Below are 25,978 nucleotides of genomic sequence, written 5' to 3'. Positions count from 1 at the left end.
CAACAAGCGTCAGGCCAAATGAATCCGCGCAACTTCCACGTTGGACGCGTTGTAAAACGCATAGTCCGTGGTGCCGGGGAAGTAGACATAGTGGTCCGATCCGTTGGCCGCAATCTGCAAGCTCTCGTTACTGCTCATTTTGACCGTCAGAATGTGCGACGTGGCGCCGCTGGCCATGCCCATCTTGATGACATCGTCAGCGGTGATCACGATATTGGTGCCGCTGCCGCTGGTCATGTCCAGGGTAGTGATGCCGGTGACCTTGTTGGAGAAATTGGCCAGAGTGATGGAACTGCCCAGGTCGGCGAAGTGCAAGGTCGTCGTGCCGGCGCCGCCGCTGATGGTGGAGATGTTTGACTGCCCCGTCGTCTGGTTGACCATGTCGCTCTGCGCACCGAGCGAGCTATGCGAACCGGCGCTGACGTTGATCGTATTGAGGCCGGTGCCGACCGTCACGCTGTTGGTCCCGCCATCCACCACATTGAAGACATCGGTGCCGCTCGCCGCCCCACCGCCGCTGAGCGTGTTGGTGGTGGCCGTTCCTTTGGCCGTCAGGATATTGGCGCCGGCGTCGCCGGTCAGCGTGCTGTTGAGGAAGGCGCTGCCGGTCAGGTTTTCAATGTTGGTGTAAGTGTCGCCGTTGGCATCTCCGCCGGTGCCCGCATGCGTGCCGAGATTAGCGATGATGGCGCCGTTGGCGTTGGAGAACTCGTAGCTGACGGTATCGCTGGTGCCGCCGGCGCCGTCGAACTTGTTGGCGACGCTGTCGGCATAGAACGTGTCGTTGAAGCTGCTGCCGACCACGTTCTGGATATTGCTGTAGGTGTCACCGGTGGAGAACGAGACACCGGCACCGGCTGCCGCATCCACGCCCGCCGAACCCGTGTGATGGAACAGATCGACCACTACGGCATTGCCCGAACGCGCATAGTTGACGGTATCGCCGTTGGTGCCGTGACTGCTGCCCTCGAAGGCATTGGCGGCGGAACTGGCGAAAAACACGTCGTCGAAATTGCTGCCGATCAGGTTACTGATGCCGGTGAATTTGTCGCCCGCGGCGAAGCCACCGGTCGTGTTCGCGCCGGTCGTGTTCGACAGGTCCACGGTAACGCCTGCGGTCGAGGCCAGGTAGCTCACGGTGTCGACGCCGCCGGCGCCGCCGTCAAAGATGTTGTTCTGGTTGTTGGCGACGAAAGTATCGTTGAAGCTGCTGCCGATGAGATTGTCGATGAGGCTGAGCTTGTCGCCTGCCGCGTCGCCGCCGCTGGTGCCGGTGCCGTCGGTGAAGTTCAGGTCGACGGTGACGCCGGAGGCCGAGCCTGCATAGCTGGCATAGGTATTGGCGTGATTGCCCGCCGTACCGGCCAGCGTGTCGCCGCCGCCGCCGCCAGTCAGGATGGTCTTGCCGGTGCCGGCGCCGGTCAGCGTATCGGCTGAGCTGCTGCCGATGACGTTCTCGATACTGGTATAAACATCGCCGTCTGCGAAAAACCCTGAACCAATCCCGGTGTTCAGATTGACCGTCACACCGCCATTCGAACTGACGTAGCTCACCGTATCGAATCCGGCGCCGCCGTTCAGATTGTTGGCCTGACCATTGACGATGAAAATATCGTCATTGTCGCTACCGATCAGATTGTCGATGAAACTGAGTTTGTCTCCCGCCGCGTCGCCGCCGCTGGTGCCGGTGCCGTCGGTGAAATTCAGATTGACGGTCACCGCCGTGGATCCGGCGTAGCTGGCATAGGTATTGGCACGATTCGACGCTACACCGGCCAGGGTGTCGCCACCGCCGGCGCCGGTCAGCACAGTCGCCCCCGTGGTGGCGCCCGTCAGCGTATCTGCGCCGCTGCCGCCGATGACGTTCTCGATACTGATGTAGGTATCACCCTGTGCATTGCCGCCGGAACCGGCGCCGCCACCCACACTCAGATTGACGGTGACGGGTGAACTCGAACCGGTGTAGCTGACCGTATCCGAACCCAATCCGCCGTTGAACGTATTGGCAGAAGCATTGCCCACAAAGGTGTCGTTATACTGCGTGCCGATGACATTCTCGATGCTGACGTACACGTCGTTGGCGGCGAAGCCGCCGGTGCCGACGTTGGTATTCAGATTCACGGTCACGCCGTTGCCGTCGTTGGCGGAGGCGTAGCTGACCGTATCTGAACCGGCCCCACCGTCGAACCTGTTGGCCACGGCGCTGGCGACAAAGGTATCGTCGCCAGCGCCACCGGTGGCATCCTGGATGTTGAGATACGTATCGCCCGCGGCCAGACTGCCTGCGCCACCGCTGCCGGTGTTGTCGAACAGGTTAATGGTTTCGGCAACGGTCGAATTCGAATAGTCGACGCGGTTGTGGGTGCCGCCACCGCCGTCGAATTTATTGGCTGCCGCGCTGGCGACAAAGATGTCGTCGGCCGCACCGCCGATGACGTCCTGGATGTTGGTATAGGTATCGAGATCGGCCAGGCCGCCCGTCCCCGTGCTGTTGTACAGGTCGACCTTCACTGCCGCCGTCGAATTGGAATAGTCGACCTGGTTGTGGGTGCCGCCGCCGCCGTCGAATTTATTGGCTGCCGCGCTGGCGACAAAGATGTCGTCGGCCAGACCGCCGGTGACGTCCTGGATGTTGGTGTAGGTATCGAGGTCGGCCAGCCCGCCGGTACCGGTACCGTTGAACAGGTTGACCGTCACCGCAGCTGCCGAAGTCGCGTAACTTACGCGATTGTGGGTACCGCCGCCGCCATCGAATTTATTGGCTGCCGCGCTGGCGACAAAGGTGTCGTCGGCCGCGCCGCCAGTGACGTCCTGGATATTGGTATAGGTGTCGAGATCAGCCAGTCCGCCCGCGCCCGTACCGGCCACCAGATCGACCGTCACGGCCGCCGTGGAATTGGAATAATTGACCCGGTTATGGGTGCCGCCGCCGCCATCGAATTTATTGGCTGCCGCGCTGGCGACAAAGGTATCGTCGGCCGCGCCGCCGATGACGTCCTGGATGTTGGTATAGGTATCGAGATCGGCCAGCCCGCCTGAGCCCGAGCCGTTGAACAGGTCGACGTTTACCGCTGCCGTCGAATTTGAGTAGTCGACCTGATTGTGAGTGCCGCCGCCGCCATCGAATTTATTGGCCGCCAGACTGGCCACGAAGATATCGTTGTCCGAACCACCGGTGACGTCCTGGATATTGGTATAGGTGTCAAGATCGGCCAGCCCGCCCGTACCGGTACCGTTGAACAGGTTGACCGTCACCGCCGCCGTCGAATTGGAATAATTGACCCGGTTATGGGTGCCGCCGCCGCCGTCGAATTTATTGGCTGCCGCGCTGGCGACAAAGGTGTCGTCGGCCGCGCCGCCGGTGACGTCCTGGATGTTGGTATAGGTATCGAGATCGGCCAGGCCGCCCGTCCCCGTGCTGTTGTACAGGTCGACCTTCACTGCCGCCGTCGAATTGGAATAGTCGACCTGGTTGTGGGTGCCGCCGCCGCCGTCGAATTTATTGGCTGCCGCGCTGGCGACAAAGATGTCGTCGGCCAGACCGCCGGTGACGTCCTGGATGTTGGTGTAGGTATCGAGGTCGGCCAGCCCGCCGGTACCGGTACCGTTGAACAGGTTGACCGTCACCGCCGCTGCCGAAGTCGCGTAACTTACGCGATTGTGGGTACCGCCGCCGCCATCGAATTTATTGGCTGCCGCGCTGGCGACAAAGGTGTCGTCGGCCGCGCCGCCAGTGACGTCCTGGATATTGGTATAGGTGTCGAGATCAGCCAGTCCGCCCGCGCCCGTGCCGGCCACCAGATCGACCGTCACGGCCGCCGTGGAATTGGAATAATTGACCCGGTTATGGGTGCCGCCGCCGCCATCGAATTTATTGGCTGCCGCGCTGGCGACAAAGGTATCGTCGGCCGCGCCGCCGATGACGTCCTGGATGTTGGTATAGGTATCGAGATCGGCCAGCCCGCCTGAGCCCGAGCCGTTGAACAGGTCGACGTTTACCGCTGCCGTCGAATTTGAGTAGTCGACCTGGTTATGAGTGCCGCCGCCGCCATCGAATTTGTTGGCCGCCAGGCTGGCGACGAAAATGTCGTCGCCGGAGCCGCCCGTCACGTCCTGGATGTTGACGTAGGTATCGCCATTGGCCAGGCTGCCGGCGCCGCCGCTGCCGTTGCCGGTGAACAGGTTGACGGTTTCCGCCACGGTCGAATTGGCGTAGCTGACGCGATTATGGGAGGCGGAAGTACTGATGCCGCCGTCGAAATTGTTGGCCGCCGCGTTCGCCACGAACGTGTCGTCGAACGAACTGCCGGTCAAGTCCTGGATATTGCTCAGCTTATCGCCGGCGGCAAAGCCGCCCGACGTACCAACGCCGTCCGTGCGGCTCAGATCGACCGTAACGCCGGCGATGGACGAGGCGTAGCTGACGCGGTTATGCGACGTCGCCGAGCTGACGCCGCCGTCAAGGGTATTGGCGTCGGCGCTGGCGACGAACAAATCGTCGGACGAGGAACCGACCACGTTCTCGATATTGGCGTAGGTGTCGCCGATGGCATAGCCGTTGGCGCCGATCCCGGTGACCAGGTTGACGGTGACGCCTGCCGTGGAATACACATAGCTGACCGTATCCGAACCCTGCAAGCCGTCGAACACATTGGCCACCGACGAAGCGATGAAGGTGTCGTCATTGGTCGAGCCGATGACGTTCTGAATGTTTGCATAGGTGTCTCCGGCGGCGAAACCGTTGCTGCCGGCGTTGTTCACGAGGTCGACCACCACGCCGATGCTGTCGCTCGCCTTGGCATAACTGACCGTATTGGTGCCGCCGCCGCCGTCGAACCTGTTGGCGTCGCCGTTGGCGATGAACATGTCGTCGCCAGCGCTGCCGATGATGTTCTGGATCCGGGTATAGGCATCTCCGGTAGCGTAGCCGCCATTACCTCCGCCCAGCACCAGGTCAATCGTCACGCCCACATTGGAAGCGGCGTAGCTGACCGTATTGGAACCGGCGCCGCCATCGAAATTGTTGGCCACATTGCTGGCAACGAAGGTGTCGTTGCCGGAGCTGCCGGTCAGGTCCTGGATGTTGATCAGCTTGTCACCAGCCGCGTAGCCGCCGGAAGTGCCTGTGCCGTCGGTGTAGTTCAGGTCCACCGTCACGGCGGCATTGGAATTCTCATAGCTGACGCGGTTGTGAGCGGATTGAAGACCGCCATCCAGCGTGTTGGCGTCAGCGCTAGCGATGAAGATGTCGTCGTAAGTGCTACCGATCAGGTTCTGGATGTTGATGTACGAGTCGCCGTTGGCGTAGGTGCTGCCGGTGCCGGTGCCGATGGTGTTGGTCAGGTCGACCGTTACACCGCCCACCGACTTTTCGTAGCTCACGGTGTTGACGCCGCCGCCGCCATCGAAGCGGTTGTTGTCGGCGCTGGCGATGAACAGATCGTTGAAATTGCTGCCGATGACATTTTGAATATGCAGCAGCGTGTCGCCTTGGGCATAGCCGCCGCTGGCGCTGCCGTCGAACAGACTGACGGTGACGCCGGCATCCGACGACGCATAGCTGACCGTGTCCGAGCCGCCCGAGCCGCCATCGAAATGGTTGGCGCCCGCGCCCGAAATGAAGATGTCGCCCGACGAACTGCCGACGATGTTCTGGATATTGACGTAGGTGTTGTTGTCCGCGTAACCACCGCTGCCGGTCATCGTGACCATGTTGGCGATGATGCCGCCGGTCGATGCGCCGTAGTTGACGGTATCCGAACCGCCGCTGCCGCCATTGAAGACGCGACTGTCGATGCCGGCGACGAAGACGTCGTTGAAGGCGCTGCCGATCACGTTTTGGATGTGGCTGTAGGTGTCGCCCTCGGCATCGCCGCCGACGCCGCGTCCGCTGACGAAGTTGACTGACACGCCCACCGCCGAATTGGCGTAGCTGACCGTATCCTGGCCGCCGCTGCCGCCGTCGAAACTATTCGCATCGCTGTTGCCGACGAAGGTGTCGTTGAAGGCGCTGCCGATGACATTCTGAATGTGGACGTAGGTGTCGCCCTGCGCCGAACCACCGCTGCCGGCGCCGGTGCTCAGGTTGACCGTCACGCCGGCCGCCGAACTGGCGTAGGTAACCGTGTCCGAACCACCGCTGCCGCCGTCAAAACGATTGGCCAGCGTATTGGCGATGAACATGTCGTTGTAGGCGCTGCCGGTCGCGTTCTGGATATGGACGTAAGTGTCGCCTTCGGCGTAGCCGTTGCTGCCCAGGCCGGTGATCAGGTTGACCGTCACACCCGCAGTCGAATTGGCATAGGACACCGTATCGACGCCGCCGCTGCCGCCGTCAAGACGATTGACCTTGTCGTTGGCGACAAAGGTATCGTTGTAGGCGCTGCCGATCAGATTCTGGATGTTGCTCAGCACGTCGCCCTGGGCATCGCCGCCGGTGCCCAGGCCGGTGACGAGATCAATTGTCACGCCCGCAGCGGAATTCTTGTAGCCCGCCGTGTTGATGCCCTGCGTACCGCCGGTCAGCACGTCGGCGCCGGCGCCGCCTTCGAAGTAGGTATTGCCGCTGCCGCCGATGATGGTGTCGGCGCCGGCTCCGCCGTAGAGCAAGTCGTTGGCATTGCTGCCATAGATGGTGACGCCGCCGTCGCCGGCATGGATTTCATGTGGCACGCCTTGCGCCGGCAACACCCATACACTCTTGCCTGTGGCCGGATCGAGATAGGTCAGGTCGGTGTAGGAGCTGGCGTCCTTGATCACCACCACACGCGAATCGAGCAAGTGCGTCAGACCGTCGGTGGTCAGCACCGACACGTCGAAATTGATGGTCGCCGTCGGCGCCGTCGGCTGGGTCGGATCGGCTGCGGTAGTGGTGTACTGCACCTGCAGGTCGAAACTCTTTTCGCCGGCGGCCGGCGTAATCTGATAACTGCCGCCGCCCAGATTGGTGGCGTTGAGAATCGTCATGTTCGACGGCACACCGGTGATCAGCACCGATTTCACGGTCCCGTCGCCGGTGACGTTGACCTTGAAGATCTTGATGAAGTCGCTCTGCGTGGTGCTGCCGGTGGCGTAAATGGTGTGCACATCGTTGCCGGCATTGATCACCTGCGTCGCAAACTGCACCGAGTTGGAACCGTCGGTGGCCGAGGCGGGAGAACCGCCGCTGCCGAACAGCACGCTGCCGACCTGGGTCGTGGTGGTCAGGTTGAGCAGGTTGAGCGTCATGGCCGGCGTCTGCGGCCCCACCACGATCGGCGTCAGCACCGAACCCGGACGTTCCGATATCTCGGGGGACAATTGCTTGATCAGCGAATCGGCGCCGGTCGTGACCGGCGGCGCGGGCGGCACCGGGATCGACGGCAACACCAGGTTTTGCAGACCGTTGCTGGTCAGCGAACCGGCATTGTCCTGGATGATCTTGGCCAACTGGCTGGTGGCGGCGGGATTGACCTGGGCTGAATTGTTGTTGGAGTTGAAGTGGTTGTCCGGCGCGCTGCCTTCGGCCTGGCTGTTCACCGGATCGGAATTGAGAATCTGCGACTGGTCGTTGTTGCGCAGCGGGATTTTACCGACCAGGTCGAGCATGCGCCCGGTGTCCTGTGAAGTATCGGCGAACACGATCTTCGACTTCTCGTCCATCGCCCCCATGGCGCCGCCGGCCAGTACGACCTTGCTGCCGTCCGCCAGCTGCAGGACCATGTCGACGTCGACTACCTGTACGTGCTTGACCGCACCGCGCGGCACGTTGAGATGGAAGCTGCCGTTCTGGTCGGGCATGGCCACGCTCGCGGAGCCGGTGATGGCCTGCGCGGCATTGGCTGCATTCGACGGATTTGCCGAATTTGCCGGATTTACTTTTGCTGGAGCTGCTTTCGCCATGTCAAACCTCGCTGAGGAAGTCAATCACATTAGTCATGGCAGCGCGCGATGGCTTCGCCGCACTGCCCTTTTTTCGTTCATTTTCTACTGCTGCAAAATCGCCGCGCTCGGGCCGTCTGCGACCACCTTGCCGTCATTGAGCACGATGATGCGATCCATGCGCCTGAGCAAGGCGGTGCTGTGCGTTGCCACCACCAGCGTGCGTTGCGCTGAATACGCGATCAGTTTTTCGATGATCCTGGTTTCGGTCGACAGATCGATGCCGGTAGTCGGTTCGTCCAGCAACATCACGGTCGGCATGCCCGCCACCACGCGTGCCAAGGCGACCATCTGGCGCTGTCCGCCGGACAGGTTGCCGGGCGCCTTGAGCATCTGGTCCAGGCGCAGTTCACCGCGCGCGATCAGGTCGCCCACGCCGGAGACCGCCAGCGCCGCTTCATATTCGTTGCTGTCGATGCGATCGCCGACAAAAATGTTGGCCGCCAGGCTGCCGTCGAACAGAAACGGTTCTTGCGGCTTGTAACCGATGCAGCGCATGCGCACCGGCGCCGCATAAGCCGCCACCGCCACGCCGTCGATCAGCACCTGGCCTTTGCCTGCGTCGACCTTGTGCAAGCCCGCCAGCGCGCGCATCAACGTGGTCTTGCCGGAACCGGAACGGCCGACGATGCCGACCTTTTCACCCGGCTGGATCGCCAGCGAGACGTTGTCGAGCGCCGGCTTTTCATTCTTGTCGAGATGCAGCGTCAGGTTGACCACCTGAATCAGTCCGCGCATGTCCTGGCGCAGCACGTCGGCGATCACCTGCTCCGGCCCGGTGTCGTCGAACATTTCCTCAAATGCTGCGCGGGCGCGCTTGAACATTTCCATGCGTCCCAGCACCATGGTGACCGATGACAGCATCGAAGTGGCGCGGCTGATCAGCAGCGACGTGGCGATCAGCGCGCCGACCGTGAGCGCGTTGTCTTCCACCAGGTACACGCCGATCACCAGCGTGCCCACCGAGATCAGCGTGTAACCGACGGTCGACAAGGCGTAGCCGGCGTTCATCCAGAACCGGCTCTTGGCCTGGCTTACCGCATTGTCGGCGGCATCCGACAAGAAGGCCTTGACCAGGCGATCCTGTAATGGTGAAGTCTTGAGCGTCTCCATGCCGAACACCAGGCTGGCCAGCTTGTCGATCTTGCCGATGCCGGAGGTCATGGCGGCGTTGCCGTAGTCGGTCGCCGGAATCTTGCACAGCAGTTGCGAGGTCACCAGCAGGCCACCGCCGACCAGGATCACCCACACGAGGTGACCGCCGAGCAGACCCACCGCCACCACGTACATCAACAGGAACGGCAGGTCGATCAACATCAGCATGTAGTTCGACGACAGCAGGTCGCGTGCGCTGCTGAGGTCGCGGTACTTGGCCAGCACCACGCCGACCGGTGCATTGACTTTGGACTCCAGCAGGCGGCGCACCGAGCGATTGTCGAACTCGATGTCGAAGCGCCCCGCCAACTGCTCAATGTAATACATGCGGATGATGCGCAGCACCAGTTCCAGCACGATGAACAAGGCCATGCCCAGCGTCAGCGCCCACAGCGTTTCGGTAATGTGGTTGCCGATCACCTTGTCGTACACCAGCCGCGAATACAACGGCATGAACAACCCGAAGACATTGATCAGCACACCGGCCACGACGATCTCGACGAAGCGGCTGCCATAGGCGCGCATCAGCGTCAGGTACACCGGGTCCTTGCGCAGGGATCGCAAATCGGCTTGCGGCTGGTCGACGGAAATCTGATCGCTTTGGTTCATGGGTCCGTTCACGCTTCAGGCGGTGGCTGGGGTCAACGACCTCAGCCGGCGTCCTTGTTCATTGTCGCCAGTTCGCGAATCGCTTCGCGCATTTCGAGGCGCAAGTCCTTGACCATGGTCTGGCGGCCGCTGCGCATTTCGTCGATGACGGTTTGGGTATTGATGTTCTGACGCATCAGCGCTTCCGTGATCGAGGTCAGCGAGGTCGGGATGGCGGTGAGGTTCTTGACGCGATCGTTCATCATCGCCATGTGCTTGGCCAGGTCGATCTGCAGCTGGCGTGACGACAGGGCGTCGCGCGTCATGTTGCTGGAGTTCTCGCCGATGGCCTTGCCAAGTTCGCCCAAACGCTCGGACACGGCCGAGTGGATTTCGCCCTGATGCTGGATGGCGCCGAGTTCGTCGGCAATACGGATGGAAATCTGGTTGAGCAGCGTCGGCATCTGCGCGATGTGCTGCGCCGTTTTTTCGGTCATGTTGGCGGCTTCCGACTGCTGCGCCTGCAATGAGGTCAACGCGGACTGCAGCGACATCTGGCCGCTCTCCATGGTGGAAACGACCTTCGGCAACATGTCGAAACTGCGCAGCGCGATATCGCCGTTGACCGACAGGCGCTCTTCCAGCAGCGACAAGCTCTGCGTCAGGTCGCGCGCAGATGTCATCTTCTGGTTGATGATCTGGCCGACGTTGCGGATTTCTTCCAATGTCTGCTGGCCGACTTCGTGCATGCGCGGTCCGAAGGACACCAGCTGGCGCAGGTTCTTCGATTCATCCATGCTGGCATGGAACAGCTCGACGATATTCTGCAGACGGTCGTTCATGCCCTCGAGCTTGATGCCGGCCTGCATTGAGGCTTCCGAGCTGGCGCGTGCAGCCATGATGGATTCGCGCTGCAGCACCATCAGATCCTGCAGGAATTCGGCCAGGAATTGCTCCGACACACCCTGACGGGCGCTGGCGTTGGCGCCGGGGCCGGTCATGTCGTGGATGACGTGCTGGACCATTTCGCTGATGCACTCGCGCGCACGCGAAACGAGTTTTTTGTTGGCGGCGCGCAATGGCGTGAGCGTCAGGCCCAATGCCAGCGAACCGATCAGGCCGAACATCGAGGCGGAGAACGCCGTACCCATGCTGGCCAGTGGTTTTTGCAGATCGGACACCAGATGCATGAACGACGCATCCATGTCGCCGCCCTGGGTCGCCTTGCCGAAACCGTCGATCAGCGCCGCAGTGCCGACCAGCGTTTCGAGCAGGCCGATGAAGGTGCCCAGCAGACCGAGCGCGATCATGAATCCGGTCAGGAAATGCGGGAATTCAGTCTTGGCTTCGAGGTGGGCGGTCAGGTCCGACAGCGATCCCTCGATGGTTTCCTGTTCGATACGCGAAGTCAGGCGGCCTTTGGTGTTGGCGACGCTGACCAACACCTTGGCGATCTCGCTGCCCTGGAACTCGGGCGCCTTGACCAGCTCTTCCATCGATTCGCCGCCATTGACGCGCGAGTAGAACAAACCAAGCTTGTCGTATTCCCAGTTCACGCGCCACATGTTGTAGACGATCAGCGCGACGCCGAACACGGCCACGCCGATGATGAACAGGTTCAGGAAGGGGTTGATGCGGATCGCGTGCAGGACGAAGTCCCTGAACAGGAAACCGCCGAGCAGCAGGAACAGCGACGGTATCGCGGCGAGTGCATAGAAGTTGCGCAGGTTTTTCATACGTTCAGGTTCCGAAAGTAAAAACAAGATAAGAAAAATTCAGTATTCATCGCGGCTCCGTGACTTAACGCGGTTCCCGGAGCGCGGTCTGGCCGAAACGGCTCAGCGGCGACATCAGGTATTGCCATACGGTGCGGCGGCCGACGATCATGTCGGCGGTAGCAGTCATGCCCGGCATCAGCGGCAGGCCGGTATCGAGTTTGGGGTCACGCGTGACTTCGATCTTGACGCGGTAGAAGCGCTCACCGCGTTCTTCCGGCACGGTGTCGGCGCTGACCTCGGTGACCACACCCTTCATCGCGCCATACACGCCATAGTCATAGGCGGAAACCTTCACGCGCGCCGGCGCGCCGGTCATCAACTGGGCGCGATCGGTCGGCGCCACCTTGGCTTCGATCACCAGCTTGTCGTCGGTCGGCGTCATTTCAATGATGGCGTCGCCCGGTTTGACCACGCCGCCGACGGTGTTCATGAGGACGCGATTGACGATGCCGTCCATCGGCGCGCGCACTTCCGAACGCGACACGCGGTCGTTGCGCGATTTGATTTCTTCCTGCAAGCGCGCCAGTTCGTTTTCGCTGACGGTCAGGTCGCTGCGCGCGTCGGCGCGGAAGCGCGAGGCGGCTTCGCCCATCTTGGCCTGGGCTTCGGCGATGGCGGCGGTCAGGCGCGGGATCATGGCATTGGTAGCGGAGAGGCGGCTCTGCGCATCCTGCGCCTTGGACTGCGCCTGGATGTCTTCCAGCTGCGAGGCGGCGTTGCGCTCGAACATGCCGTGCACCAGCTTGTACTGGCGCTGCGCCAGATCGAATTCGGACACCAGGCTCTTCTGGCGGCTGACGGCTTCGCCGACTTCAGCCTGGCGCTGCGCCGATTGTTCGCGCAGCACGCTGAGCTCCTGCGACAGCTTGGACTGACGCGCGGCGAACGACGCCAGCTCGCTCTGCACTGCCGGATCGTCGCTGCGCAGGTCGGACGACATGGCCACCGACGATGCGCCACCGGCTTCGGCCTTGAGGCGTGCAATGCGTGCGCGCAGGCCGAGGATCTTGACGTTGCCTTCGCCGAGGTCGGCGTTGGCACGCACGTCGGCGATCGAAATCAGGGTCTGCCCCTTCTTCACGGCGGCGCCTTCGCGTACCAGGATGGCGGAGACGATGCCGCCTTCCAGATGCTGGATGATCTGATTATGTTCGGAAGCCACGATGCGACCGGCGCCGCGCACCACCATGTCGATCTGGGCGAACCACGACCACACCAGCAGGCACAGCAGCAGGAAGACGGTGACGAGAATGAACTGGCGCGGGCGCGCGAGTTCACTATGATCGCCCAGTTGTCGATCAAGACGCGGCGCGATGAGACGCATCAGACGACGACTGCTCGCCTGCAGCTGCAACCGCAGGCGCAAATCCCAACGCAAATTGTCGTTGGGCAGCTTGGTCATTTTTGACCCGCCTGGTATTGAATGATCACGCGCGCATTGCTTTCGGCGCTGTTCTCGGACGTGGCAACGCGGCTGACCACCCGCTCCTTGTCGACGCCGGCGTCAATCAGGTGATTGCGCACCGCCACGGTGCGGTAGTAGGCGCGACGGCGCGCTTCGGTGAACTCGGCCGAGCCGATCACGCCGGTGATGACGATCTTGCCCTGCTGCGACTTCACACGCCGTACCCAGTCGCCGATGCTGGCGTCGAGGGTCTTGGCGCCTTCGGCGTTAAGCTCGGTGGTTTCTTTTTCGAAATGCAGCACCACTGCCTTGCTGTCGCCGTCGACCTTGTTGGTGCCCGGAGCAATTTCCTTGGCCTTCTCGACGCGGACCTGGATGTTGTTGTTGCCGCCCGCTGCCGCGGCGTCGCTGCGCAGGCTGCCTGCATCGGCCTGCAACGGCGGCGCGGCCTGGCGCGATTTGAGATCGGCGATCTCGCGCTTGAGTTTGTCGATTTCGCTGCTCTTGTCGCGGCTCTCGCTCTTGAGCCGAGCGGTATCGGCGTCGGCGCCTTGCGGCGCGTCGATCGCATCCGGCTTGACCTTGGTGGAGCCGCTCTGGACCTGCACCTGGCCCTTGGAAACCATTTTGCTGACGCGCATTTCCGCCAGCTTCTGCGAATAGTAGAAGAGCGTCACGACGAACACCACCACCACGAAAATCATGACCAGGACGACGTTGGACAACGCATCCACGAACCCCGGCCAGAAATTCTGTTCCTTGCTTCCCGCATCCATTGCGTCCCCAGCCTTCCCTATTTGCCGTTACGCGACTGGTCATTCAACCGGTCGCGCGATTTGTCGTCGGGCGGCGTCCACGAGCGCCCGGTGTTGCGCAATATCTGGTAACTGATATCGGCTTGTTGAAACAGCAGCAATGCAAAATCCATGCGCGTCTGATAAGCCTGTTGATAAGCATCGAGCACGTCGAGCAGTTGCTTGCTGCCGGCCGACAGCTGTTCGAGGAAGGCATCCGCGACGTTGGCGTTGGTCACATAGGTGTCGCGCGAAATCGTCATGCGCTTCCTGACCGCATCGAGTGTGCGGTAATTGATCTCGACCTGCTCCTTGAGCTTGCGCTCGAGGTCGGAGGCAGTATTGCTCTTTTCCACCAGCTTGGCGCCGATCTGGCTCTGGTAGTAGACGTCCGACCCACCGTTGAGCAGGTTCATGGTCATCACCAGCATCAGGCGGCGATCGGTCACCAGCGTCTGGTCGCCGCCGGCGCCGCGGGTCTTGGCCTGCGTCCACTCGACCGCGAAGGACGGCGAGAATTTGGAACGCGCCGACTTCAGTTCTTCACGCACTGCCTCGGTATCGCTGCGCGCGGCGCGGATGCCGGGGTTGTTTTCATAGACGTCCTGCAAGGCCAGGCGCGATGTCGGCGGCACTTTCGGCATCATGCGTTCGGGCACCTGCACCTGCTGCACGCGCCGGCCAATTAGTTGAATCAGCGTCACCATGGTGCTTTCCAGCGTGCCTTCGCTTTCTGCGACGGTGGATTCAGCCTGCAGCGAGCGGCCGCGTACACGGTCAAAATCGAGTTTACTGGCGCCGCCGCCTTCGACCCGCTTGCGCATGTATTCCAGCAAGTCCGACATGCGCTGAGAGTAACTGCGCGCGAACGACAGCGAAGAGTAAGCGCGCAGGACGTCGTAATAGGCTTTGATGGCGGCGTAATACAGCGACTCGCGCGCGTCGTCGCGGCGCTGGTCGGCGGCGCGCGACATGGCGCGCTGTTTCTGGAAGTCAAAGAAGGAACCGGGCGCGAAAATCGGCTGACGGCCGATCAATGTGGCGTCCCAGCGCTTGTGCTGGTCGGCCTGGACGATGTCGCCGTTGCCATCACGGAACGAGGCCGGCGAAGAATACTCGCGCCCTTTTTGGGTACGCACATCCAGCGTCGGCCCCAGTTGCCCCAGCGACGCCTTGGCGGCATAGTCGGCCTGATCGGCCTGGGCCGAGGTGGCGGCGTAGCTGTAGCTGTTGTTGAGCGCGAGGTCGATGACCTGATCCAGCGTCAGGAAAGGCACCTGTTCATCGCCGACGGTTTCCGAGGTCACATTGGGCAGATCGATCGCGCTGCCGGTGAAGCTGGAATCGGACTGGCGCAACAAGGCCAGGATTTCATCGCTGGATGCAGCGACAGCCTCGGCTTTGACGGCCGCATTGGTCGCCGCCGCACCAGCAGGGGGCTGCGGCGTTGCATCCTCATCACGCGCAGGATTTACTCGCATTTGAGGCGGCATGTCCAGAGCGGTGGGACCGGGTTTTGCCTGCGCGAGCAGGGGCATTCCGGAGTTTAAATTTCCGGAGAGAAATTTTCCACTGGAAAGCGCAGGCAATGTAATGGAGTCCGATGCTGCAAGTACGTCCGAAACGATCGATAAGAACAGCGCACCAACGACTAACGTCTTGTTTCTATATGTCATTATTAGATACAACTGATCAATCCGGAGACTGATCACCCTCCCATCATACGAATGAAATTCAACGAGCCTGCAACCTGACCGACTTCAATCGTCCCCGGAAAATGCCATATCTTTTTATTGTGATTGTTGGTGGGACCTTTATTGTTGCTGCCGCATTATACGTTAGACAACACCAAGAATCTGCTCGCATTATAAAAACACATATTTAATCAACGAGTTACCGTAATTTTCACTTCAATTTCCTTGATTGTCGACAAATGCGTGCATCAATTTGATGATGTCACAGCCCAGCCGGCATTGTCCTGACAAATTATTGTGTGCGTATGACATTGTCAGCAATTGGCGTGCCATCGCCATTTCCCGGGGGAAATTTTCCTGAAAAGCATTGAAATTCGCCCAAGCATCCGCATTCTCCTTAAAATACGCGGTCGTTACATTCAGGCTTTCCCTGAGATGCAATCCGCCACTCCCCGCCACTCCTTTTCAATCATGAGGTAAGTACACATGGCAGCACCCGAGAAGCAAACCCTGGGCTTCCAGGCCGAAGTCAAACAACTGTTGCAGTTGATGATCCATTCCTTGTACTCAAACAAGGAAATCTTCTTGCGCGAACTGATCTCCAACGCCTCCGACGCGTCCGACAAGCTGCGCTTCGAAGCGATCAACAACAGCGCACTGTTCGAGAACGATCCGGAACTGAAAATCAAAGTGAGCTTTGACAAGGCGGCCCGCACGATCACCATCTCCGACAACGGCATCGGCATGAACCGCGAGGAAGCGATCTCCCACCTGGGCACGATCGCCAAGTCCGGCACCAAGGAATTCTTCTCGAAATTGTCGGGCGACCAGCAAAAGGATGCGGCGCTGATCGGCCAGTTCGGCGTCGGCTTCTACTCCGGCTTCATCATCGCCGACCGCATCACGGTCGAAACCCGCCGCGCCGGCACGCCGGCCAATGAAGGCGTACGCTGGGAATCCGAAGGCGCCGGCGAGTTTTCGATCGAAGCCATCGACAAGCCCGGTCGCGGCAGCGACGTCATCCTGCACCTGCGCGAAGGCGAGGACGAGTTCCTGTCGTCGTGGCAGCTGAAGAACATCATTCGCAAATACTCCGACCACATCTCTCTGCCGATCCTGATGCAGAAGGAAGAATGGGACGAAGAGAAGAAGGAAACCGTCGCGAAGGACGAGCTCGAGACCGTCAACCAGGCCAGCGCTCTGTGGACGCGCAGCAAGTCCGACATCACGCCGGAACAATACGAAGAGTTCTACAAGCACATTTCGCACGACTTCGGCGCGCCGCTGGCGTACACGCACAACCGCGTCGAAGGTCGCAGCGAGTACACACAACTGCTGTACATCCCGACCCGTGCGCCGTTCGACATGTGGGATCGCAACAAGCGCGGCGGCATCAAGCTGTACGTCAAGCGCGTGTTCATCATGGACGATGCCGAGCAACTGATGCCGGTGTATCTGCGCTTCGTCAAGGGCGTGATCGATTCGGCCGACCTGCCGCTGAACGTGTCACGTGAAATCCTGCAAGAGTCGCGCGACGTCAAGGCCATCCGCGAAGGCTCGACCAAGCGCGTGCTGAGCCTGCTGGAAGAGCTGGCCAACAGCGATGAGCAGGAACAGAAGGACAAGTACGCCGGCTTCTGGACCGAGTTCGGCCAGGTGCTGAAAGAAGGCATCGGCGAAGACGCCGCCAACAAGGAGCGCATCGCCAAGCTGCTGCGCTTCGCATCGACGCATAACGACTCCGACGCTCAGACCACCTCGTTCGCCGATTACATCGGCCGCATGAAGGAAGGCCAGGACAAGATTTATTACGTCACTGGTGAAAACTTCCACGCGGCGAAGAACAGCCCGCATCTGGAAATCTTCCGCAAAAAAGGCGTGGAAGTCCTGTTGCTGACCGATCGCGTCGACGAATGGATGCTGTCGTTCCTGCAGGATTTCGACGGCAAGGAACTGGCCTCGGTGGCCAAGGGCGGCCTCGATCTCGGGTCGCTGGAAAACGAAGCCGAGAAGAAGCAGCACGAAGAAACCGAAACCCAGTTCAAGGACCTCGTCGAAAAGATGAAGACCTCGCTGGGCGACAAGGCCAAGGACGTGCGCGTGACGTTCCGCCTGACCGATTCACCGGCATGCCTGGTGGCTGACGAGAACGAATTGTCGGGCAACTTGCTGCGCATGCTCAAGGCCGCCGGCCAGGACGCGCCGGAAGCCAAGCCGATCCTGGAAATCAATCCGGAGCATCCGCTGGTGCAGCGCCTGAAGTATGAAGACGCCAAGTTCGACGACTGGTCGCACATCCTGTTCGACCAGGCCTTGCTGGCGGAAGGCGGCGCGTTGACGGATCCGTCCGGTTTCGTCAAACGCCTCAACGACATGTTGCTGGGCATGGCGTCGAAGTAAGTTCTTGCCGATAAGGCAATGAAAAAGCACTAAGCAATGCGGCGGCCTTCAGGTCGCCGCTGTCGTTTACGGCCACCGTTCAAGGGCGGCGATTTCCGGTTGCCACGGCGGGCCATGATCCTATACAGTAAGGCGACATTCCCTCATGGCAAGGAGCCATTCATGAAAAAACGCCCCCTGACCTCGCTGGTTCTCATCGCTGGATTGAGCCTCGGTTCGGCGCATGCCGCCGATGCGCTGACCGGTTGCGCGGCAAAGAAACAGGACGTGCAAAGCCAGCTTGAACAAGCGCACGCACACGGCAACAAGGCGCAGGAAGCCAAGCTCAAGATTGCGCAGAAGAACCTGGAACGCAATTGCACCGATGAAGGCCTGCGCCGTGAACGCGAAGCCGACGTGAAGAAGAAGGAAGACAAGGTCGCGGCGCGCAAGGCCGACCTCGACAAGGCGCAAGCCAAGGGCAAAGAGAAGAAGATCGCCCAGCAGGAAAAGAAACTGAAGGACGCCGAAGCCGAATTGGCGAAGGCCAAAGAAGAGCTGGCGAAGTAACCGTCCCTGCAAACGGCACCGGCAGCTTCGACAACCTCGATAACGCTGCCGATGCCAATGCCGCACCCCGAAGAACATGGAATTCAACTTCATCAATCCGCGCAAGAACGCGCTGGTCTACCTCATCAAGATCCTCTCCGGCTCGCTGATCCTGTGGTACGGATTGCGTGCCTGCGGCTTGCCCGAACCGTACTGGGCAATGATTTCGCTGATCATCGTGACCGAGCCGGATATGATCGTCGCCAAGGCGAATTTCCGTGCGCGCCTGATCAACACCATTTCGGGCGCCATCATCGCCTGCCTGTGCCTGGTGATCTTCGGCGCCACGTTCATATCGATGCTGATTGCCCTGACCACGGCGGTACTGGTGGCCATGCTGTGGCAGAACTATCCGAGCAACTGGCGGCTGGGACCGGCCACGGTGGTGATCCTGATGTCGGCGGCATTTGCCGGTGGCGGTCTCCATGAAGAGCTTCACCTCGCGCTGCTGCGCGTATCCGAAGTGATCGCGGGCAGCACCGTCGCCCTGCTGCAGACGGTGATCTATATCGGCTTCGTCAATCGCCTGCGCCATGGTGACTGAACTGCGCCACTCGCGCATCCTGTTGCGCCCCTGGCGCGCAGGCGACGCCGCAGCCTGTGCGGCGATGACCGCCGACCCGGAGGTGATGCGCTATTTCCCATCCGTTCTGAGTCCGGCCGACAATGCCCTGCTGGTCAGGCGCATCGATGAACACTTCAATGAACACGGCTACGGCTTGTGGGTGCTGGAAATCCCCGGTGAGCTGGAATTCGCCGGCTTCGTCGGCTTGCTGCGCGTGGCGTTCGAGGCGCACTTTACGCCCGCGGTGGAAATCGGCTGGCGCCTGGTCCCTGCCGCATGGGGTAAAGGCTACGCCACCGAGGCCGCGCAGACGGTGCTGCGCCACGCCTTCAATGTGCTTGGCATGAAAGAGATCGTGTCCTTCACCACCGCCGGCAACAAACGCTCGCAGGCGGTCATGCGGCGCCTCGGCATGTACACGCGCGCGGAAGAGAATTTTGAACACCCGCGCCTGCCTACCGGCCATCCGCTCTGCGTACATGTGCTGTACCGGCTGCGGCGCGAACAGTGGCTGCTGCAGGCGGCCTACGACGGCTTTGAACAACCGCTCCCTGTTCGTACCTCAGGTCCACGAGGCCCATGAAAAAACCGCTGGGTCAGGCTTGATGGCCTGAACACAACGGTTCGTGTTGCTAATAATCCTGCTTGGTACGTATCAAGTACGTACTTGGTAAGTATTTAGTGCGTTACGCGCGTCGTACGGCCCGACGACAACAGACGCACACGCTCGCCGACGCGGAACAGCTCATCCGCATCCTGGGTGATCGCACGCAGTTCGCCGTTGTCCAGACGTACGGTGATTTCCAGGCCCGGCTTGTTGGCCAGGCTGGCTTCCGCACGGTTGCCGGCGACGCCGCCGATCAGGGCGCCGACAATGCCTGCCGCCAGCGCGCCGTTGCCGCCGCCGATGGCAGAACCGGCTGCGATACCGCCCAATGCACCGCCGGCGACGGTACCGACGCCGGTGGCGCCCTTGTCGATGGTGACGTTGCGGACGGACTCGACCACGCCCATACGCACCGTCTGTTCACCTTGCGCCTGGCGCGTGTTGTACACGCTGGCGGAATTCGGGGTAACGGCGCAGCCTGCGGCGAGCGTGCTGATGGCGGCGATTAAAAGCAATTTCTTCATACAAGACTCCAACGGAAAATTTGCCCGGTCATTGGGAACAGCGGGCGGCGTTCGTGCTGCATGCCCCATTCTGAACATTTCAGGCACGGCAAACAACTCTTTACATTCTAATACAGACCGCTTCTTGACCGGCTTTCCGCGCTTTCGTTCATTTCTTCAGCGGTTCTCAATATCGGATCCTGAAGCGTCGATAAAGCAAGCTGAGCACGAACAAGGGACCGATCAGCAAGAAGCGCACGTCTTCGAAAAACGACGGCTTCTTGCCTTCGATCTTGTGCCCGATGAACTGCCCTATCCACGCAATCACGAAGATCGCCGCCGATGCCGGCAACACCGCGTGCGGCGGCAAGCCCGCCAGCACCAGCAGCATCGCGCCGGCCATGAGCAGCATGCCCAGCGCGAACGGCGGCGATAAGGTGGAGTAGTACGCCAGCGACGCCAGCACCAGAGCGATCGCCAGCAACGGCGACAGCGCCCAGCACAGGCCGAGCAACGCCAGCACGATGGCCGGCACGCACAGGCAATGGATCAGCTCGTTGGTGCGATGCTGATGGCTTTCGGCGTAACGCGTGAGCAGCACGTCGATGCGGCGATGGGTCGTAGTGTCCATGTCTGCCTCCAGACGGAACGAAGAAAAATCAGCGGCCGCCCGAGACGTCAATGAAGGTGCCGGTCGCATAGGATGCTTCTTCCGACAACAGCCACATGACCGCATTGGCGACTTCTTCGGCGCTGCCGCCGCGTTTCATCGGCACGGCGTCCTTGAGACGGTCGACGCGCCCCGCTTCGCCGCCGCTGGCGTGGATGTCGGTGTAGATCAGGCCCGGACGGATGGCGTTGACGCGGATGCCTTCGGCCGCGACCTCCTTGGCCAGGCCGATGGTGAAGGCGTCGATCGCGCCTTTGGACGCGGCGTAGTCGACGTATTCGCCGGGACCGCCGAGCTTGGCTGCCATCGACGACAGGTTGACGATGGCGCCGCCCTTGCCGCCATGTTTGGTCGACATGCGGCGCACCGCTTCGCGCGCGCACAGCAGGCTGCCGGTGACGTTGGTCAGCAGCACACGGTTGATGCGATCGGCGCTCAGTTCATCGAAGCGGGACTGGTGTTCCAGGATGCCGGCGTTATTGACCAGCGCGGTCAGCGTGCCGAGTTCCTTGTCGACGGTCTGGAACAGATGGAGGATGTCGGCCTCCACCGCCACGTCCGACTTCACCGCAATGGCGCGGCCGCCGGCCTTGACGATGCCGTCCACCACGGCGTCGGCCGCAGCGCTATTCGATACGTAACTGATGGCGACTGCGTAGCCGCGCGCGGCGGCCGATTGTGCAACTGCAGCACCGATGCCGCGGCTGCCGCCGGTGACGATAATGACTGGTTGTCCCATGTGTTTTATCCTTGTATGTGGTCGTGAGGCGCCTTGATGGCGAGAGTAAAACCTTCGCCAAATAGTGTAGCCTTATTCCCCCGGCTCCGTCTCGAGGGCCGGGCCTGAAAAGATTTCAACTCGATTTCAACTTGCCATCGGTTCTCCACCACGAATTCATGACGCGCAAACGCAGTTTCCCCCACGTCACCGACGCCCATACCCGCGTGCTGGTTCTCGGCAGCCTGCCGGGCGACGCCTCGCTGGCGCAGAGCCAGTACTATGCGCATCCGCAAAATAAATTCTGGGAGTTGATGTCGGAAGTGATCAGTGCAGATTTACGCGCGATGGAATACGACCGGCGCCTGCTGACCTTGCTCACCCATGGCGTTGGATTATGGGATGTGATCGCCGAAGCACGCCGCGAAGGCAGCCTTGACAGCAACATTGCCGACCATGCCGGCAACGACCTGACGGGCCTGCTTGACCGGTTGCCGTACTTGACGACGATAGGTTTCAACGGCGGCACCGCCGCGAAACTCGGATTGAAAGTATTGGGAGCGCGTGCGGCGAACTACCGCATCGTACCGCTGCCGTCGAGCAGCCCGGCGCATACGATGGCATATGCGAAGAAGCTGGAGCAGTGGCTTAGCTTGAGGACGTAGACGGATGATCGGCGGAGACGACATCTGCGCGTCGTCTCCTGCGGTCGCATGCCAGCTTACGGTGCGAGCTTGCTGATATCGCCATAGGCGCGATTGAGCCACACCTTCACGCGCTGCCGTTCCAGCATGCCCAGCCCGGCAGTGGCGCGATCAGGGTGATTGAGCGCAGCCCAGAAACTGGCGCTTTGCTGATCGATCTTTTGCATGGTGGTGTCCGGCAGGCGGCGCAGGTGGATCACGCTCGCGCCCAATTGCTCTGCGCGCTCACGCTCGCCCGAAGCATTCAGGATGTCGAAGCGATCGCCGCGGACTTCGTTGAGCACCAGCACCAGCTTGAGTCGCCCGCCGAACTGATCGAGCCACTTGCGCAGCAAGTCAACCGAATCGCGTCCGGTGTCCATGACATGCCACCAGGTCAGCGTCATGTTGTGCTCGGCTGCGAAGTCGAGCACGCCGGAGTCTTCGATCCATGCCGCCAGCGACTGCTGCGTCTGGGCGGCGAGATCGACCAGGATGCGGCCCTGCGGATCCTCCAGCGCACACTCGATCAGAGGATCGAGGCTGTCATGCTGATCCAGCGCGATCGGCGCAGAAAAATCGCCGTAGAAGCGCAGCAGCGCTCCGTGCGACTTGTCGGTGTCGAAACCGCGGAAAGGAATATTCCAGTCGATGAAGTATTGCGCCAGCACCCGGGAAACCAGCGATTTTCCGACGCCGCCTTTTTCACCACCGATGAAGTGAATGTGACTCATTGCTGTGGATCCTTTAAACGAGTAAATGTTGAGCAGAGACGAGAACGTCAACAGCAGGCAATGAGCGTGCCAGCAACGAACCAAATCAGGACTATGACCGGAAGAAAAGGATATCGTAGAACGAGCCGTTGAAGCCGCCGTTCAGAATCAGATATTGCACCGCCCGGCCGAACAGCACGATGCCCCCAAAGACAATGGCGAGCCGGAGGATGAAGAGTATTTTCTTGAGCATGGACGCAAGTGTAGCTGAACCTGCGCGCCGGGCGTCAAGCGCAGGCATCAAAAAGGATTTTCCGGCCTGCGAACCGGTCCGTTGTGCATGGCAAGCCTCCCGGCAAGGTATCATTCGGCAATTCGAATTCGGGCAACGTCATGCTGATCAAACGCAAATCCATCGAGGCGCAAGCCAACACCAAAGCCGGTCCCGGTCCGGACAAGGATAAAGACAGGGCCAAATCCAAGCCGAAAGTCGCCGCGCCGCGCAAGCCGCGTTTTGCGCCGGTCACGCTGTCGGAGCAGGACGGCGTGCGCTACCTGCACTTCGGCACCGAATGGGTGCAAGGCGCCATGCGCATCCGCAAGCCCGACTGGATCGAGCTCGAATACGCGCAACAGATGATGAGCTGGATGCTGTTCAACCAGGCGCCGCAACACATCGTGCAACTGGGCCTGGGCACGGCGGCGCTGACCAAGTTCAGCTACCGCCAGTTTCCAAAGGCGAACGTCACGGCGGTCGAACTGAACCCATCGGTGATCGCGATCTGCCACAGCATGTTCAAGCTGCCGCCCGAAGACGCCCGCCTGTCGCTGCTGGAAATGGACGCCAATGACTTCATCCACGACGAGCAGCGCCACGCCACCATTGACGCGCTGCAAGTCGACCTGTACGACGCCACCGCGCGCGGCCCGATGCTCGACACGCCGGAGTTTTACAAAGCCTGCCGCGACAGCCTCAGCGAAAACGGCGTCATGACGGTCAACCTGTTCGGCGACCATCCCAGCTACGCCAAGAACCTCAAGGCCATGCGCTACGCCTTCGACCAGGTCATCTCGCTGCCGGAAGTCCATGACGGCAACGTCGTCGCGATCGCTTTCCGGAACGCGGTCGAATTCGACTTCCCGGCGCTGTACGAGCGCGCCGAGGAAATCAAGGCCGCCACCAAGCTGCCGGCGAAATCGTGGGTGAACGGGATCAAGAGCAATTTCTGAGCGCCTGCGCGCGCCATCGAGCCTGCAGGTATGCGGCCAGGTTGCTGCGGTGGCGCGGGTTTTCAGAGGGAGATGGATATTTTTTAGATTTTTTCAAAAAGGGGCTTCCAAGTTTGAAAATAATCGGGTTATAATCACGCCTCTTCATCGGGGGGCGTTAGCTCAGTTGGTAGAGCAGCGGACTCTTAATCCGTAGGTCGAGTGTTCGAGTCACTCACGCCCCACCAAAGAATACAAAGGGTTCCAAGCGATTGGAGCCCTTTTCTTTTGCTCCGCAATTTTTGCTCCGCTCCGCAAACCCCAACCCGGATACTCAGACGCTAACGCGAGTGGATTTCCCACGTCGATAGTAAAATCAGTCCAATAACGATACGGGGGACGACACGCATGGGAGATTTTACAAAGGGCCTGCTGAACAGGACACGCATCCTGGGCACCAAAAAAATTGGCTATTGTGTAATCTGCGGAGCGTATGGCAATTTGTCGGCGGACCACGTTCCTCCAAAAGGTTGCGTCGTCATCACCGACTCTGTTTTACGCGAGCTCACCCCTCCAGCCGATCCGAATGCGAAGGTCCCGGGTATTCCAATTCAAGGTGGCGTCAAGTTCCGGACCATTTGCGCGGGCTGCAATAACGGGCTGCTGGGTGCTCAATACGATCCAGAGCTAAAACTCTTCGTCGACCAGATCCGCCAAGCGATTCACGATGCGGCCCAACATGTGTATTTGCCACGGATCGTGAGCGCAACCATCAAACCGCATGGCGTGGCGAAATCTATCGTCGGGCATATGCTGGCAGCGCATTCAGTTGCCGAAACTGCCAAACGAATGGATAAGCTCGGTGCCAACGATTCCTTGCGAGAATATTTCTTGGGTACGGAGGCCGCTTGGCCGCAAGAGTGGAAACTCTATTGCTGGCCATATCTCTTGCGAAGCCAGGTAATCATTCGCCATTTCGCAATCATGGATACATCGCTTCACGACTGCGGAAATAAGGCGACCTATGGTCACACAATCAAATTTCTACCGCTCGGGTTCTGGCTGGTGTACCAACAGCACCCCGAAGTGAAGTTTGATTTATTGGATATCAGCCCGAGCAATGTCGCCATAGATGAGACCTCTGTCGTGACTTTTGATCTCCGGCAAGCGCCCCACCCTGGCTTCCCCGAGCACGTGACGGGAAATAATGTTGCCATGTTCAGCAACGAACAGGCTTCACGGGTGTCTCCTGTAATGCCAAGGAAATAAGGGAGATATGAAATGTGTGGACGCATCACCCAAACCCGTGCAATACGAGAGTACGGCGCCGCCGTCGGCTGGTCCGAGGAAGAAATGCGCGAGCGCGATATTAGCGGATTCCGAGCCGACTATAACTGCACCCCGGCTGCCGAGCATTTGGTGTTCCGAATCCTTGAAGGCGTGCCGACCGCCGAAATGATCGCCTGGCAGTGGTTGTCACCCTGGGCGAAGCGTGAGGGTATGAGGCCGGCGATCAATGCCAAGCGCGAAAAGCTGTTGGGCGGCTACTACCGCCCTCTCATGAAAACAGGTCGCGTGATTGTGCCGGCGTCCGGATGGTATGAATGGACCGGGGAGAAGGGAAAGAAACAGCCTTGGTACATCCGCCCGAAAAACGGGGCGCCGGTTTTCATGGCCGCGCTGACCAACCATTTCCCAGACAAAGAAGACACCGAGGGCGCTGGCTTCGTGATCGTCACTGACGACTCGGCCGGCGGGATGGTCGATATCCACGACCGCAGGCCCGTGGTGCTTTCGCCTGAAGATGCCAAACTCTGGATGGATTTAGACTTCCCATATGAGCAGGCGGAACAAATCGCGCGTGTTTCCGAGTTGCGAGACGATTACTTCGAGTGGTACAAGGTATCGTCGGGCGTGAATCGTTTTGGCAAGCATGAGGAAGACCTGATCGAGCCCCTTCCGCAAGAACCGTAGTGATTTATCCAGCT

19 protein-coding genes and 1 tRNA gene are annotated in these 25,978 nt (G+C 60.5%); 9 read left to right on the top strand and 11 right to left on the bottom strand.

All coding sequences use genetic code 11. The annotated features are described in order from the left end of the window. Positions 1-9 precede the first annotated feature (9 nt). From ACIROW_RS14530 to ACIROW_RS14505, 6 genes are all read right to left on the bottom strand, one after another. Positions 10-7,881 (bottom strand): calcium-binding protein, encoded by a 7,872-nt coding sequence (locus ACIROW_RS14530; RefSeq protein ID WP_402276760.1) that lies wholly within the window; start codon positions 7,879-7,881, stop codon positions 10-12. Between the two features lie 84 nt (positions 7,882-7,965). Further along, complete coding sequence (locus ACIROW_RS14525; protein ID WP_402276757.1) at positions 7,966-9,684, bottom strand: peptidase domain-containing ABC transporter; 1,719 nt, start codon at positions 9,682-9,684, stop codon at positions 7,966-7,968. Positions 9,685-9,725: 41 nt separating this feature from the next. Next, the gene (locus ACIROW_RS14520) at positions 9,726-11,399 is read right to left on the bottom strand and encodes a biopolymer transporter ExbB (RefSeq protein ID WP_402276754.1); all 1,674 of its coding nucleotides are present in this window, start codon (positions 11,397-11,399) and stop codon (positions 9,726-9,728) included. A 64-nt stretch (positions 11,400-11,463) separates the two neighbouring features. Further along, on the bottom strand, positions 11,464-12,765 hold the full coding sequence (locus tag ACIROW_RS14515; RefSeq protein ID WP_402277001.1) for an HlyD family type I secretion periplasmic adaptor subunit: 1,302 nt from the start codon (positions 12,763-12,765) through the stop codon (positions 11,464-11,466). Between the two features lie 74 nt (positions 12,766-12,839). Next, on the bottom strand, positions 12,840-13,622 hold the full coding sequence (locus ACIROW_RS14510) for a cell envelope biogenesis protein OmpA (protein WP_402276751.1): 783 nt from the start codon (positions 13,620-13,622) through the stop codon (positions 12,840-12,842). A 17-nt stretch (positions 13,623-13,639) separates the two neighbouring features. Then, a complete protein-coding gene (locus ACIROW_RS14505; RefSeq protein WP_402276748.1) occupies positions 13,640-15,178 on the bottom strand; it encodes a TolC family protein in 1,539 nt (512 codons plus the stop codon). A gap of 642 nt (positions 15,179-15,820) precedes the next feature. Between ACIROW_RS14505 and htpG the strand changes: the two genes are divergently transcribed. The 4 genes from htpG to ACIROW_RS14485 all read left to right on the top strand — a co-directional run bounded on the left by htpG (position 15,821) and on the right by ACIROW_RS14485 (position 19,470). Then, positions 15,821-17,734, top strand: coding sequence for a molecular chaperone HtpG (htpG, locus tag ACIROW_RS14500; RefSeq protein WP_402276745.1), 1,914 nt, complete (start codon positions 15,821-15,823; stop codon positions 17,732-17,734). 162 nt (positions 17,735-17,896) lie between these two features. Further along, positions 17,897-18,283, top strand: a complete 387-nt coding sequence (locus ACIROW_RS14495; RefSeq protein WP_402276742.1) for a DUF1090 domain-containing protein — start codon at positions 17,897-17,899, stop codon at positions 18,281-18,283. 76 nt (positions 18,284-18,359) lie between these two features. After that, positions 18,360-18,866 (top strand): FUSC family protein, encoded by a 507-nt coding sequence (locus ACIROW_RS14490; protein WP_402276739.1) that lies wholly within the window; start codon positions 18,360-18,362, stop codon positions 18,864-18,866. Next, positions 18,856-19,470: a GNAT family N-acetyltransferase gene (locus ACIROW_RS14485; RefSeq protein WP_402276736.1), complete on the top strand. Its 615-nt coding sequence runs from the start codon at positions 18,856-18,858 to the stop codon at positions 19,468-19,470. Before ACIROW_RS14490 ends, ACIROW_RS14485 begins: the two co-directional genes overlap by 11 nt. Positions 19,471-19,565: 95 nt before the next feature. On the opposite strand, the gene ACIROW_RS14480 is transcribed toward ACIROW_RS14485, so the two are convergent. The 3 genes from ACIROW_RS14480 to ACIROW_RS14470 form a co-directional block, all read right to left on the bottom strand. Further along, entirely contained in the window at positions 19,566-20,018 is a 453-nt protein-coding gene (locus tag ACIROW_RS14480) for a hypothetical protein (protein WP_265215479.1), read from the bottom strand. Positions 20,019-20,184: 166 nt separating this feature from the next. Next, positions 20,185-20,628, bottom strand: coding sequence for a DUF962 domain-containing protein (locus ACIROW_RS14475; RefSeq protein WP_402276733.1), 444 nt, complete (start codon positions 20,626-20,628; stop codon positions 20,185-20,187). Positions 20,629-20,656: 28 nt separating this feature from the next. Further along, positions 20,657-21,406: an SDR family oxidoreductase gene (locus ACIROW_RS14470; RefSeq protein ID WP_402276730.1), complete on the bottom strand. Its 750-nt coding sequence runs from the start codon at positions 21,404-21,406 to the stop codon at positions 20,657-20,659. Positions 21,407-21,564: 158 nt separating this feature from the next. Here ACIROW_RS14470 and ACIROW_RS14465 point away from each other — a divergent pair, with 158 nt between their 5' ends. Then, positions 21,565-22,050 (top strand): DNA-deoxyinosine glycosylase, encoded by a 486-nt coding sequence (locus tag ACIROW_RS14465; protein WP_402276728.1) that lies wholly within the window; start codon positions 21,565-21,567, stop codon positions 22,048-22,050. Positions 22,051-22,106: 56 nt separating this feature from the next. Here ACIROW_RS14465 and ACIROW_RS14460 read toward each other — a convergent pair whose 3' ends face one another. Next, positions 22,107-22,802 carry a mobilization protein gene (locus ACIROW_RS14460; RefSeq protein ID WP_402276725.1) on the bottom strand — a complete coding sequence of 232 codons (696 nt, stop codon included), beginning with the start codon at positions 22,800-22,802 and terminating at the stop codon, positions 22,107-22,109. Positions 22,803-22,893: 91 nt separating this feature from the next. Next, positions 22,894-23,082 (bottom strand): hypothetical protein, encoded by a 189-nt coding sequence (locus tag ACIROW_RS14455; RefSeq protein ID WP_402276723.1) that lies wholly within the window; start codon positions 23,080-23,082, stop codon positions 22,894-22,896. Between the two features lie 92 nt (positions 23,083-23,174). Here ACIROW_RS14455 and ACIROW_RS14450 point away from each other — a divergent pair, with 92 nt between their 5' ends. From ACIROW_RS14450 to ACIROW_RS14435, 4 genes are all read left to right on the top strand, one after another. Beyond that, positions 23,175-24,011: a spermidine synthase gene (locus ACIROW_RS14450; protein ID WP_402276720.1), complete on the top strand. Its 837-nt coding sequence runs from the start codon at positions 23,175-23,177 to the stop codon at positions 24,009-24,011. Between the two features lie 151 nt (positions 24,012-24,162). After that, a tRNA-Lys gene (locus tag ACIROW_RS14445) sits at positions 24,163-24,238 on the top strand. A gap of 160 nt (positions 24,239-24,398) precedes the next feature. Further along, positions 24,399-25,259, top strand: a complete 861-nt coding sequence (locus ACIROW_RS14440; RefSeq protein ID WP_402276717.1) for a hypothetical protein — start codon at positions 24,399-24,401, stop codon at positions 25,257-25,259. A 12-nt stretch (positions 25,260-25,271) separates the two neighbouring features. Continuing rightward, positions 25,272-25,964 carry an SOS response-associated peptidase gene (locus ACIROW_RS14435; protein ID WP_402276714.1) on the top strand — a complete coding sequence of 231 codons (693 nt, stop codon included), beginning with the start codon at positions 25,272-25,274 and terminating at the stop codon, positions 25,962-25,964. The last annotated feature ends 14 nt before the right edge of the window (positions 25,965-25,978 follow it).

Origin of the sequence: Herbaspirillum sp. NPDC101397 (genome assembly GCF_044767325.1) — a bacterium.
In the GTDB taxonomy this organism is placed as follows: Bacteria; Pseudomonadota; Gammaproteobacteria; order Burkholderiales; family Burkholderiaceae_D; genus Herbaspirillum.
This window is presented reverse-complemented; position numbering and strand designations above follow the sequence as displayed.